Genomic DNA, 12,348 nt, shown 5'->3' on the forward strand with positions numbered 1-12,348 from the left:
TAGAAAAATCATAATATTAAAAACGCTACCAGTCAATGATCAGTTTGTTGATCTAAAAAAACCTGATGCCAGGTGCATCAGGTTAAGACTGTTTATGTTAGTTATTTAGAAGAAATTGCGTATTGACTCGGCTCTGTATAAGCCGGGAGCATCTCCCCGTGTGCTTCAATTAATTCATTACATAGTTTGATGGTGTCATCAATTGATAATTCAGCACTTGTATGCGGGTCTAATAATGCCGCTTGGTAAATGTGTTCTTTTTTGCCGCTGATTGCAGCTTCAATCGTCATGAGCTGTGAGCTGATATTGGTCCGGTTGAGTCCAGCCAATTGTTCAGGTATCTCTCCGATATAACATGGCATGATACCGCTCCGGTCTGCAACACATGGCACTTCGACACAGGCTTTTTCAGGAAGGTTGTGAATGAGTCCTCCTGTGTTCAGTACATTTCCACCAAATTTAAAGGGAACGTTCGTTTCAATTGCTTCAATGATACGTGAACCATATTCTTTAGAGCGCGTATGCGTGATCTGTGTGTTTCCCACAAGGTCATGTTTCATCGTATTCCAATTGTTGATTTGTTCCTCGCAGCGTCTTGGGTATTCATCGAGCGGAATGTTAAACTGTCCAATCAGTTCTGGATAACGAGATTTGATAAAATACGGATGATATTCTGCATTGTGCTCTGAGGATTCGGTGACATAGTAACCGAATTTATCCATTAGTTCAAAACGAACCATATCTGGATGCCGTGTTTTTTGTTTTTCTTTTGCTCTTGCTTTGATTTCTGGATACAAGTCTTGACCGTCCCGTTTCACTTCTAACAACCATGCCATGTGGTTAATGCCGGCAATTTTTTCTTCAATGCCTTCATGGTCCATTTCAAGTGATTGAAATAAATCTTTCGTACACACCTGTACGCTATGGCAAAGACCAACCGTTTGAACCCGAGTATAACGCAGCATAGCGCCAGTCAGTGTGGCCATTGGATTCGTGTAATTTAATAATAAGGCGTGTGGACATACTTCTTCCATATCCTTTGCGAAGTCGAGCATCACGGGAATGGTTCGAAGTGAACGGAAAATGCCACCGATGCCAACCGTATCCGCAATCGTTTGTCTTAATCCATATTTTTTTGGAATCTCAAAATCAATAACAGTGCTTGGCTGATAGCCTCCCACCTGGATGGCATTGATGACATATTTCGCATTCTTTAAGGCTTCTTTCCGGTTGTGATACGACTGAATGGTCACATGTGCACCGTAGTTCTCTTTTAAGTGACGCAGCATCGTTTCTGATTCTTTTAGCCGGTTATGGTCGATATCATATAACGCAAATTCAAAGCCGGCAAGTGCGGGAACGAACAGACAATCTCCTAATATATTTTTAGCAAACACGGTACTTCCTGCACCGATAAATGTAATTTTAGACATAGACGACACTCCTTTTTACATCAAGGTTGGATTACCCTTTAACAGAGCCTTGAGACAGCCCTGCGATAAAGTATTTTTGCAAAAGTAAAAACATCGTGACCATTGGCAGCATCGCAATAAGAGCAGCGGCGCCAACGAGCTGGAGTTGGTGTTGATTTTGACCAAAGAAATTGGATAAGGCGACTGTAAGTGTATGCATCTCTTTATCTTGCAAGAAGAAGATGGCAAATTGATAGTCGTTCCAAATATACACACAGGCAATGATTAAAACAGAAGCGGTAATCGGCTTCAGCAGCGGAAAAACGACGGTGAAAAAGACTCTGAGTGTTCCCGCGCCATCAATACGAGCGGCTTCTTCAAGCTCCTTTGGTATCGTCGACCGGATAAAACCGGCATATAGAAAAATCGTCAGTGGCAAAAAAGCAGCAACATTGTTTAAAATAGCGATTTGATAAGTATTCATCATGCCAATTTGTACAACCATTTTGTATAAAGGGACAAGGGCTGTGAGCGGCGGTATGACCATAATGGCAATGAATAAGAGATACACCGCTTGATTCAGCTTTGTTCCTCTTCTTGCAAGCGGATAGGCGGCAAGTGATCCAAAGATGATGAGTAGGGCAGCCGAGCTGAACGTAATGATCACTGTATTCAAAAAGGACTGGCCAAGCTGAGCATCTGTCCATGCCATCAGAAAGTTTTCAAAATGAAGCGTTGATGGGAACAACCATTTTGAGCTAAAATCTCCTATCCCCTTTAGAGAGGTCGTGACTAAAATATAAAATGGAATCAGGTGCAGCAATGTGATCAAAAGGGCGAGTAAGGAGTACCATCTTTTCTTTCGTTTATAGGCGTTATCCATCACACCTCGGTCTCCTTTCGTTTGAAATAAATGAGCGCTGTGACACTAACGACAAGGATGATAATAGCCATGAAGACACCTTGCGTCGCTGCATAGCCTGCATCCTGCCGTTTGAAATACAAATCGTACATAAAAGTCGACATCGATTGCGAGGAATCTCCGGGTCCTCCGCCAGTGAGGGCGACAATGACATCAAATAATTTAAGTCCACCGATCACATTGAGCACAACATTGATGGTGATAGATGGCATTAAAAGCGGTAATGTGATGCGCCAAAATTGCTGAAGACCTGAAGCGCCATCGAGTTGTGCTGCTTCATAATAATCTTTAGGTATGCTTTGGAGTCCTGCTAAATAAATGATCATGGCAATCCCGACGAATTGATACGTATTCACAAACACAATGATCCAAGTGTTTAGCTGCGGATTACCAAGTGCGTTCATTGGATCAAATCCAAAAAAGGTAACAACGTCGTTTAAAGCACCACCTTGGTACGCAAAGACAAAATACCAAATATAGCCCATAGCAATCGGGCTGATCATGACGGGTAAATAGATCACCGTTCTTGTGATGGCTCTCATTTTTAAACTTTGATTTAATAAGAGTGCATATCCAAGACCAATCATATTTTGTAAGATGGTGCTCCCGATGCCGTAAAGAAGGGTATTTTTCACAACAAGCCATGTGGTTGGATCTTGCAGCAATCGTTTGTATTGATCCAGTCCAATCCACTCATACTGTTGTGAGAAACCGTTCCAATTTGTAAAAGAAAGCTGAATCCCGTTAAAAAAGGGATAAATGATAAAGGCACTGACAACGAGAACAGCAGGCAGATACATCCACCAAAGTGAAGAATTTTGGCTATTTTTCATCTTCTGTTTGGGAAAAGAGGTAAATGTCGCCGCCTGTTTTTCTTTTGTGATGTCACTCATTGGCTTCACTCCTGTTTCAGCATGAGCCTGCTATTGTTTTTTCAGACGTTTATATTCCTCTTCCATTTTCTTCGATAATTGTTCCGGTGTGATGGAGCCTGCTAATAATTCTTGGCCGGTCGTTGCCATGACAGCCCACATGCCGCTCGGTAAGTATTTCCGATCAAAATATGGTTCAATCTTAATATCTTCATATTGCTCGTAAAATGTAGAATAATAGTTTTTGGCTTTGACTTCTTTTAAAGCCGTTTCAGAGGAAGTGCCCTCTGCGATTTTTTTTGCGTTTTCAGGCTTTGCTAGAAAGTCAATGAATTGTTTTGCTTCTTTTAGATGCTTTGAGTCTTTCCATGCCGCAACAGTAAAGCGTTCCCCGCCAATCCAGCTTTGCTCATCTCCTTCATGAATAGCTGGTACGGGCATGGTGCCTACTTTGATCGATTGATTGAGTTCAGTCGCCTCAGGTCCTAAAGATCCTCCCACAAAGGTGAAAGCGATTTTGTTTTGTGCCATCAGCTCAGGTGCTTGGGATAGTTTCGCAGTGAGTACATCTTTGTTTAAAAGGTCTTGATCTTTCAGCTCCTTCATAAACTGTGCAAGCGGTGTATAGTGAGACCAATCAAATGATCCATTTTCAAGGTCTTTTCCGTATTGATGTTTTTGATCAGTAATGAGTAAAGGCGTTGCCAGCTCATCAAAGACTTGGGCAATATTTGAATTATCGCCTCCTGGGATCCAGAGCGGCACAACTTCCCCTTTACTTTTTTCTTTGACAGTCTGTAAAGCACTTTTCAGTTCATCCAGTGTTTTAGGAACTTTCAGGCCATATTCTTTTAATAGATTGGCATTAAAACTAAGTCCGTCTTTTGCTTGATTCAGCGGATAAGCATAGACTTTGCCATCTTTGTCTTTTAAAATTTGATCGAGTGAAGGATCGAGTTGTTTTACCCAGTCCATCTCCTTTAGATCAGCCACGTATTCGCTATATCGCAGCTTGGCCCAGCCGTGTGTATCAAATAGGTCTGGCATATCGTTTGCCCCCATTTTGACGCGTATCATATCTTCATAGCTGTTGCCAGGGAAGTTGGCATCAATTCGGATGTTTTGATGTTCTTTTTCAAAATCACGGATCACTTCTTCAAATGCCTTTCTCTCCCCGCTGTTACTCATTGTGGAGAATAGGGTCAAGGTCACTTTCCCGTTTGCTTCAGACGCACCGTTATTGCCGCAAGCAGACAAGATCATCGACAAAACTAGAGCTACACACAGCATCAGAATTTTTTTACTCATCGTTTCCTCCTTTTGATTACTGAAAATTCAGACGATTATCGGTAGAATTCATGCAGTTGCGGAAACAAAAGAAGTCCATTATACTGGAATTCTATTCTTTTCAAAGAGATAAGAGAGCAATTGGGTGAACTGCGTTGTTTTCAGCATGATCTGGCCATCATGCTCAGCAGCTCCCTTCCTGCTTTTTTGTCTCTTTTTTGTTTGCTGAAATGCTCGTTCACCCCCTTTCATGGATTGGGCATGTGCTGCCTCTTTGCATGAGCTTTGTTGGCACGACGACTTTTAGGGGAAGCTTTCTTCCTTCTATCCGCTCAAGCAAAAGCTTTAGACCTACTTCCCCCATTTGTTCTGTATATACTTTAACCGTTGTGAGCGGCGGGCTTGAAAAGGAAGCGGCTTCGATATCATTAAACCCCACGATTGAGACATCTTGAGGTACACGAAGACCGGCTTCATGTAGCGCACGCATAGCGCCTATTGCCATAGAATCACTTCCGATAAAAAAGGCTTCTGGAAGCTTTCCTTTCTGAATGGCTTTTTGCATAAGTGAGTAGCCTTCTTGCATCGAATATTCGCCTATGTGGATGTCATTCATATGAAGAGTTCCCGCTTCTTGCATTCTTTTGATAAAAGTTGTTTGTCTTTCATCCTCAATCACAGCATTTCCTTCAAAATAATGCTCCCTCTCTTTCCCGCCAATATATCCTAGATGTGTATAGCCGAGAGATTGCAGATGACGAATGGCACGATCTGCCGCTCTGACAAAATCCACATGTACACAATCATACAAATCTTCATCCGCATAATGATTGATAAACACAATATGTTCCATTCGGTTTGTCATCTTTTCAACCGTATCAGGGCTGATTCGTCCAATGACGATCAAACCGTCAATATCCTTTAGTATCGCCCCTTTATCCATGTTTCTTAGGCGAAAGGTATGGAGAGTGGACAGACCTCGTTTGGCATATTCTTTTTCAATTCCTTTTCGAATCGATGAAAAAAAAGGATCATTTAATTCTTCGTCAATGGATTGGGCGACAACGACACCGATGACTGGGGATGCGGGTGGGCTTTTAACTTCTGCTTGATCGGCTTTTCTTGCTCTGACTGGGGTATAGTTTAATTTCTTGGCTATGTCGAGGATGTTTTGTCTTGTTGCGTGTGAAACGGCAAGCGTTTGGTCGCCATTTAACACACGGGATACAGTAGAGACGGATACTTTTGCATCATGAGCAATATCTTTGAGTGTAGTCATAGGTAAACTCCTCATCATTTTTGACTAAATGTTTACTAAAGATATTTGAAGAATAACACATAAATAAAGCGCTTTCAATTATAAATTTGTGCTTTTATGAAGTTTTTGAGTATGTTTTGATAAGGAGATAGTTTGTTTAGTAAAATTGCGTAAAAAAGAGGATGGGCTTCATCCTCCTTTTTACTAAGGTGATTTCATTGTGGCTGTTTCTTTTGCGAACAATTGCTTCATTATTTCCCATGCTTTATCTAATTCTTCGTGAAGGCCAAATAAACCTGAAGTGCCAATGATGTAAATTTCATTTCCTGCCTCAGCAAGCAACCGGAACGTGCTTTCATTACAAGAGCCGTCTACCTCAATTGAAAATGAGTATCCCCCCTTCTCTTTGATTTCTTTCACCTCTTTCATTTTCGGAAGCATTTCTTTGATAAAAGGCTGACCCGCAAACCCTGGATCAATTGTCATGATCGTCACCCGGTCTATTAAATGAATAAAAGCATCTAATGCTGCAACTGGTGTGGCGGGATTGAGAACAAAGCCGACCTCACACTTTCTTTCGTGGATATGCCGAATGATTCGAAAAACGTCTTTTTGCACCACTTCTGGATGTAAACAAATCATCGTTGCGCCTGCATCAATACATGCATCAATTAAAAATTCCTGAGGCTGTTCGGCCATTAGATGAACATCAATCGGAACATCTGTCAGTTTCCGAAGTTGTTCAATGAAAAAGGGTGATAAGGTCATATTCTTTACGTAATGACCATCCATGACGTCGACATGATAACGGTCTGCCCTTGTGTTCAGAAGCTGAATTTGTTCACGGAAGTGCGTTAAATCCATACACATTAATGAAGGTGAGAAAATGGCTGTCATCCCCTAATGCCTCCTTTTTATAGATGAAATAAAAATTTGATCAATCCAATCAATATTCCGATGATACCGAAGTCTGTATCGCCAAATGTTGTCCCTTCAAAGCCAAGAGTGCCTAACACAGGAAGTAAACAAGCTGGTAAAAATGAAAGGAGTATTCCATTTACAAAGGAACCGGCGACTGCACCTCTCACTCCCCCCGTTGCATTGCCATATACGCCCGCTGTCGCACCGCAGAAAAAGTGTGGCACAAGTCCAGGAACAATGACAGTTAAACCAAACAAAGGAAGAAGGAAAATAGACACGATGCCTCCAGCAAAACTGCATAAAAAACCGATGATCACCGCATTTGGAGCAAATGGGAAAACAGTTGGTGCATCAAGTGCCGGCTTTGCCCCTTTGACGAAACGATCGGCAATCCCTTTGAAAGCAGGCACAATTTCTCCGATTGCCATCCGTACACCTGCTAAAATAATGTACACCCCAGCAGCAAAGGTAATGGCCTGAATGAGAATGAAGACAGCAAAGTTCGTACCACCACTAATGTTTTCTATGAATGAAATTCCCGCAAACGGTGCAATCGCAAAGAAAAGCAAAGCCATTGTAATGGAGATGGCCACCGATGTATCTCTTAGAAAACCGAGTGATTTAGGCACTTGAATGGTTTCCGTTGATTTCTCTGGGCGCCCGACCCATTTGCCGATCATTCCCGCTGTAAAATAGCCGAACGTACTGAAATGACCGAGCGCCAGATCATCATTTCCAGTGACTTTCCTTGTAAACGGCTGAAGGATTGCGGGAGCAATGACCATTGCTGCACCTAATACGATTGAACCAGTGGTGATCAGCAGCGTTCCTTGCATGCCAGCTGTTGACAGAACGACTGCAAGCATAGCCGCCATATATAGCGTATGATGACCAGTTAAAAAGACGTATTTAAAGGGTGTGAATTTTGCCAAAAGCAAATTGACCACCATACCAAAAATCATAATAAGCGCTGTCTGTGTACCGAATTCCTTTTGGGCAATGGCCGCCATGGCATCAGTATTTGGGACAACCCCTTGAATGTGAAAGGCTGCTTCAAACATCTTTCTGAAAACCCCAAGTGAATCAGATACGACTGTGGCGCCCGCTCCTAATATTAAAAAACCCATTGTTGTTTTTAAGGTGCCTGATACAGTATCGGCAGCTGACTTTTTCTGCAAAAGTAAACCAGCGAGTGCAAACAAACCGATGAGAATTGCGGGTGTGCCCAATATATCGTTCATGATCAGTTCTATCATGATGTGAATCCCCCTTTTTCCGTCGATTATATGTGTTTACGAAGGACGTCTTTAATGGCTTCCTGGTCTAACAAGTTATTTAATCCAGCGACCTTTCTTGTGCCGTCATCCAGCTGATCGATAATATCTGTTGCGCCAATATAGAGGTCTGCTTGTTCATTTTTGCTTGTACTGAGATCGGTGTGATCCACTTCCGCTAATAGTCCTAATTCTTCTAATGCCTTTTTGACATTCATTTCAACAATAAAGCTGCTTCCTAAACCGTTTCCGCATACAACTAGAATTTTTTTCATCCTCTTTTTCCTCCTTTATACTTGTGAAAATCGATTGATTAGTTGTTGAATGGCTGCTAATTCCTCTGCTTCAATCAATTGTCTCACCCGTTTTTCTTCACTTAACAGCATCGTCAGCTGTTTGAGTGCTTTCAGGTGGGTCATACTGTCAATGGCAGCTAATACAATGATGAGCCGAACTTGCTTTTTTCCATCCTTTGAAAAAGAAACGGGCTGATGACATGACATAAGTGACATGCTTAATTTGTTCACGCCATCCTCTGGTCTGGCATGCGGAATCGCCACTTGTGGCGCAATCACAATATAAGGGCCATTTTGATGAACAGACTGGATCATCGCTTTCACATAACTTTCCTGAATCGCTTGTTGATCAAGCAAAGGCTGCGCTGCTTTTGTAATGGCCTCCTGCCATGTGTCTGCTGTTTGCTGGAGCTGAATGGTTTCTTCTGTTAATAAATCGTTTAACACTGGTTTCCACCCTTTCTGGTGTGATACATATGTGGAATGAAGCAGCTCCTTCAAGTCATGAAGCAATGCTTTTTCATTTTGAACGATGGTATGCTGCTGAATGATATTGAATAAAGCATTCACATGGTGCTCATCAAGCTTAGGTTCTGAGCCTTCTCCATATTGAAGCAATGTTTTTTTCTCATAAGCAGTGAGAATCGGGTGCACGAGATGAACAGGTTTTCCTTTAAACGATATAGGTGTCGTTGACACAACAAAGTCGGCATCAATGGATGTTAATTCTTCATATGAACGTTTTGATAACAGTCCGCGTATGTCGATGTAGCCGATTAATTCAAGAAGCTGCGTTTTCAGCATGTGACTTGTGCCAATGCCTTCTCCGCAGACAATGTAAACAGAACGTTTCGCAATGGATGAAATCCCTTCTCTTCTCATCCAGCCGCCAAAATGCATCGCCACATAGGCAATTTCATGATCGCTCATCTTTGAACAGGCCGCCTTCTCTAAATGGCAAGCAACCTTTTGCGTGATGTCAAACACCTCTGGTTGTGCATGTTTCATGGAATCTGTTAATTCATTGATGATCTCAATGTGATAGATGAGCCTATAATAGGCGGGAATTAAATGCATGGTTAAGTTTTGTTCCAAGACTTCTACTTCCTGGAAGGAAATACACGCATAACGCTGAAAGTCAATGATCATTTGTCTCGCAATGGTTCGAATGAGATGTTCTTCTGGTTTTTGACTTGTTGGAAGTTTTTGTTTTTTGGCACTGAGCCATAGCGTACTAAGAAAATAGATTTCATCATCATGAACCAAAAGACTGGTTTCTTTTTGAATTTGCGCCATGAAACGAATAGCAGCCAAGCATTCATCTGTTTCCTGCAGTGTCCGTTTTTCTTCTGTTGAAATGTGTACAGCACGTCCTAGCTTCATCCGTTTAAAGTAGAAAAAGAGATCCATAGACAGCTGATCCAGCATGTCATCTGCAAACTCAAGCTTCAGATCTTGTTCGGATTGTTGAAGGAGAGCATGTATTCTCTGATATGAAATAGGACCCTTTAACCAAACCGATGGAAACGTTTTTTCGTTTTTTATCATGGTGCGAATGAAATGAATATAAGGTTTCAGCGCCAACCGAATTGTTCTTTCTTCTCCTGAAATTAAATAGCCACTGGCCGCCTGATAATGAAGTGTAAGCTGCTGTTTTGAAAGTGCTTCTTTTAGTCGTTTCATATCTTCAAGCAGTGTATTGCGGCTTACCTTCGTCATCTCCATAAAATCATCAATTTTTAGATGCTTCTCACTGCATGCAATGGATAGGAGCAAGAGGGCACGTCTTTCTTTTACACATGGTTCATAGTCATGACCGACAAGAACAGTGTCAGCTTTTTCGATAATGACTTCTCTCTCGTGTGGATGTAAATAGTAGCCTCGTTGATCTTTTCGCTGGACGCCACTAAGCTGATGGGTTTCCAGCCAGCTATTCATTCGTTTGATTTCAGCGTAGACCGTTCGAGTAGAGACATTCAGTCGATTCTGTAAATCTTCAATTGATAGATAAGTGGTCGTGTGAAGCAGCATCGATAATAAAGTCGTGCCCCTTTTGGTTAAGTGCAGTTGGAATCCCTCCCCTCTTCCCTTTGGTTATAAGTCTAATCAACTCGCATGTGTCAAAGAAGTCCAAATGTCTTCAGTAAATGCTGTGCAGGTTTTGGGTGCTGTTTTTTCGTCAAAAAAGCACACCCGTATGAGTGTGCTTTTAAACTTATATCCAAAGAGTTCTTTGTCTTCTTTTATTATGAAAGGAATGAGGTCATAAATGTCCTGGTAAATCTTTTTAAATGCCTATATTTTAATATTTCTCAATGCCTTTCACGTTCTTGATTCACCCATATATACTGCATAAAACGGACATTCATCACAGGGCCAATAGCCTTTGTTTCGGTTTTATTCGGTTTGAAGCGCAACAAACACAAAAACCTTAAAAGGCATAAAGACAATCAAGATTCATTTTGTTACTTCATTTTCACTGCTTCTTTCATTTCCTCTATTACTTTATCAAACCACTGTAGAGGATTTAATGAGATCGCCGGAAAGTAGATTTCTGCATTATTTTCGATAAAGCTTTCTTTTTCCTGTATTGTTAAAGGACTATTCGAAAAATCCTGACAATCCTTTATAGTGGACAGCAGACATTCTTTGCTAGCTTCATGGATAAACTCATCTAACGCTTCCTCTGGTGAATCAATATCCTGATGAAATGTCCCACCTAAAAAATCTTCTAACTTTTTTAAATAACTAGAGCTCTCATTCATTGAATCACCTATCATAATTAAAATTATCAGTTTAAATAGTCGAGTTTAAAAACCTTCATCTCATAGAAAACAATGTAGTGGTGTTTGCTAACCTAATTAATGTCAAACGAGAGCTTTCAGGTTGTGGCTCTGCTCTTTGATCAATTAATCTTGCTTACAATTAAATTGCGCAGTTTCCAATATGAAGTTCAAAGTGTTTTTCTTCTGAAAATATTTGAGCAATTTTACCTGTTATTTTATCTGCTACAATGATGCTATGATTCTCTGAAAATAGCCAAATTTCTTCAATTGCCTTATCGAAATCTAAAGCTTTTACATTTGCCCAAACAGGAAAAGGGTCATTTTCAATTAAAATAAACCATTCTTTTTTCTCTTTGAGAAAATCTAATGAATTTTTTAACCAAGTCATAATCGAGTCTTTGTCTGTATTTGTTAATATTTTGGAAGGTGTTGAATCTATTTGACGAAATTGTTTTAATACTGTTTCACATAATTTTAGCCATTGAGAAGCATCATCTTCAAAATCAATTACCTCAATATATGCTAATTGTTGTATTCTCTTTTTAGCATTCATCAAAGCAATTTTTTTCTGTATTTTTTCATTTTTATATACCATTTTTTTCATTCCTCGTTATTCATTATAATAGATATGGTGATCACCATTTGGTCCATATATATTTGAATATCTTTCTTTTTTAAAATCATAATTAAATGGATCGGCACCCTCTTTTGGTTTCCCTGCATGAGTGTGTAATTTTCCATCATTAGTATGTTGTACTATAACTCTTTTTCCTTTTGGGGTATCAAATTCATAGTACCGACCATGGTGAGTATGGTTAGAACTGTACTCATAATTACGATGTTCTTGCCCTTTCTTAAAAACATTATCTCCTACTTGCCATTGACGAGTAGGTTGTTGAGATCTAGGTATCCCCCCTAAATCCTTAGCGTGTCGCAAAGCCCTTTTTCGATTAAATCCTTCTGGACTTTGAGAACTTAACCCTATCTTCGCATGAAACCCTTTTGCCCCAAACGGCAACAGCATCCCCAGAGCCGCATTCATACTCGCTTCCTGCTGTTCTTTCGAGATCTTATTCCCAAACATATCTCTACCAGTAATCGCTTCGCTGAAGCCGTTGGTGGCGGTGAGGCCATATAAGCCTTTTTGAGATATTTTTAAGGCATCGAAGGACTTTTGGGACGTCTTGTAGATGTCGACTGCCCTAACTGCGGCAGACGTGGCTTGAGTCGTTTTATAGACGGCTTTACCGCCTTTGAAAATGCGTCCTGCCCAGCCGATGATTGGGATATATCCTGCTGCTGCCATGCCGCCTGCGGCGA

12 protein-coding genes are annotated in these 12,348 nt (G+C 40.9%); all 12 read right to left on the reverse strand.

Annotation, left to right across the window (positions count from 1 at the left end; genetic code table 11):
• Positions 1-101: 101 nt before the first annotated feature.
• Entirely contained in the window at positions 102-1,433 is a 1,332-nt protein-coding gene (gene melA, locus BA79_RS03905; protein ID WP_007499268.1) for an alpha-glucosidase/alpha-galactosidase, read from the reverse strand.
• A gap of 31 nt (positions 1,434-1,464) precedes the next feature.
• Positions 1,465-2,295 carry a carbohydrate ABC transporter permease gene (locus BA79_RS03910; RefSeq protein ID WP_007499267.1) on the reverse strand — a complete coding sequence of 277 codons (831 nt, stop codon included), beginning with the start codon at positions 2,293-2,295 and terminating at the stop codon, positions 1,465-1,467.
• Positions 2,295-3,227 (reverse strand): carbohydrate ABC transporter permease, encoded by a 933-nt coding sequence (locus BA79_RS03915; RefSeq protein ID WP_035701015.1) that lies wholly within the window; start codon positions 3,225-3,227, stop codon positions 2,295-2,297. The genes BA79_RS03910 and BA79_RS03915 overlap by 1 nt, the downstream gene beginning before the upstream one ends.
• A gap of 30 nt (positions 3,228-3,257) precedes the next feature.
• Positions 3,258-4,514, reverse strand: a complete 1,257-nt coding sequence (locus BA79_RS03920) for an ABC transporter substrate-binding protein (RefSeq protein ID WP_035701017.1) — start codon at positions 4,512-4,514, stop codon at positions 3,258-3,260.
• 217 nt (positions 4,515-4,731) lie between these two features.
• Complete coding sequence (locus tag BA79_RS03925; RefSeq protein ID WP_008343725.1) at positions 4,732-5,772, reverse strand: LacI family DNA-binding transcriptional regulator; 1,041 nt, start codon at positions 5,770-5,772, stop codon at positions 4,732-4,734.
• A gap of 183 nt (positions 5,773-5,955) precedes the next feature.
• Positions 5,956-6,648 (reverse strand): D-allulose 6-phosphate 3-epimerase, encoded by a 693-nt coding sequence (gene alsE, locus BA79_RS03930; RefSeq protein ID WP_008343724.1) that lies wholly within the window; start codon positions 6,646-6,648, stop codon positions 5,956-5,958.
• Between the two features lie 17 nt (positions 6,649-6,665).
• On the reverse strand, positions 6,666-7,928 hold the full coding sequence (gene ulaA, locus BA79_RS03935; RefSeq protein ID WP_025207436.1) for a PTS ascorbate transporter subunit IIC: 1,263 nt from the start codon (positions 7,926-7,928) through the stop codon (positions 6,666-6,668).
• A gap of 26 nt (positions 7,929-7,954) precedes the next feature.
• The gene (locus BA79_RS03940; RefSeq protein ID WP_017359544.1) at positions 7,955-8,221 is read right to left on the reverse strand and encodes a PTS sugar transporter subunit IIB; all 267 of its coding nucleotides are present in this window, start codon (positions 8,219-8,221) and stop codon (positions 7,955-7,957) included.
• A gap of 15 nt (positions 8,222-8,236) precedes the next feature.
• Positions 8,237-10,309, reverse strand: a complete 2,073-nt coding sequence (locus BA79_RS03945) for a BglG family transcription antiterminator (protein WP_282706809.1) — start codon at positions 10,307-10,309, stop codon at positions 8,237-8,239.
• A gap of 398 nt (positions 10,310-10,707) precedes the next feature.
• A complete protein-coding gene (locus BA79_RS03950; protein ID WP_035391876.1) occupies positions 10,708-11,007 on the reverse strand; it encodes a contact-dependent growth inhibition system immunity protein in 300 nt (99 codons plus the stop codon).
• Positions 11,008-11,167: 160 nt separating this feature from the next.
• Positions 11,168-11,623 (reverse strand): hypothetical protein, encoded by a 456-nt coding sequence (locus tag BA79_RS03955; RefSeq protein ID WP_051626171.1) that lies wholly within the window; start codon positions 11,621-11,623, stop codon positions 11,168-11,170.
• Positions 11,624-11,638: 15 nt separating this feature from the next.
• A partial coding sequence (locus BA79_RS19645) for an HNH/endonuclease VII fold putative polymorphic toxin (RefSeq protein WP_035701089.1) occupies positions 11,639-12,348 on the reverse strand: 710 nt, incomplete at its 5' end.

This window comes from Bacillus altitudinis 41KF2b, from assembly GCF_000691145.1.
Lineage (GTDB): Bacteria > Bacillota > Bacilli > Bacillales > Bacillaceae > Bacillus > Bacillus altitudinis.

Coding starts and splice junctions, on each gene's coding strand:
- melA (WP_007499268.1), bottom strand. CDS start 1,433: ATGTCTAAAATTACATTTATCGGTGCAGGAAGTACCGTGTTTGCTAAA.
- BA79_RS03910 (WP_007499267.1), bottom strand. CDS start 2,295: ATGGATAACGCCTATAAACGAAAGAAAAGATGGTACTCCTTACTCGCC.
- BA79_RS03915 (WP_035701015.1), bottom strand. CDS start 3,227: ATGAGTGACATCACAAAAGAAAAACAGGCGGCGACATTTACCTCTTTT.
- BA79_RS03920 (WP_035701017.1), bottom strand. CDS start 4,514: ATGAGTAAAAAAATTCTGATGCTGTGTGTAGCTCTAGTTTTGTCGATG.
- BA79_RS03925 (WP_008343725.1), bottom strand. CDS start 5,772: ATGACTACACTCAAAGATATTGCTCATGATGCAAAAGTATCCGTCTCT.
- alsE (WP_008343724.1), bottom strand. CDS start 6,648: ATGACAGCCATTTTCTCACCTTCATTAATGTGTATGGATTTAACGCAC.
- ulaA (WP_025207436.1), bottom strand. CDS start 7,928: ATGATAGAACTGATCATGAACGATATATTGGGCACACCCGCAATTCTC.
- BA79_RS03940 (WP_017359544.1), bottom strand. CDS start 8,221: ATGAAAAAAATTCTAGTTGTATGCGGAAACGGTTTAGGAAGCAGCTTT.
- BA79_RS03950 (WP_035391876.1), bottom strand. CDS start 11,007: ATGAATGAGAGCTCTAGTTATTTAAAAAAGTTAGAAGATTTTTTAGGT.
- BA79_RS03955 (WP_051626171.1), bottom strand. CDS start 11,623: ATGGTATATAAAAATGAAAAAATACAGAAAAAAATTGCTTTGATGAAT.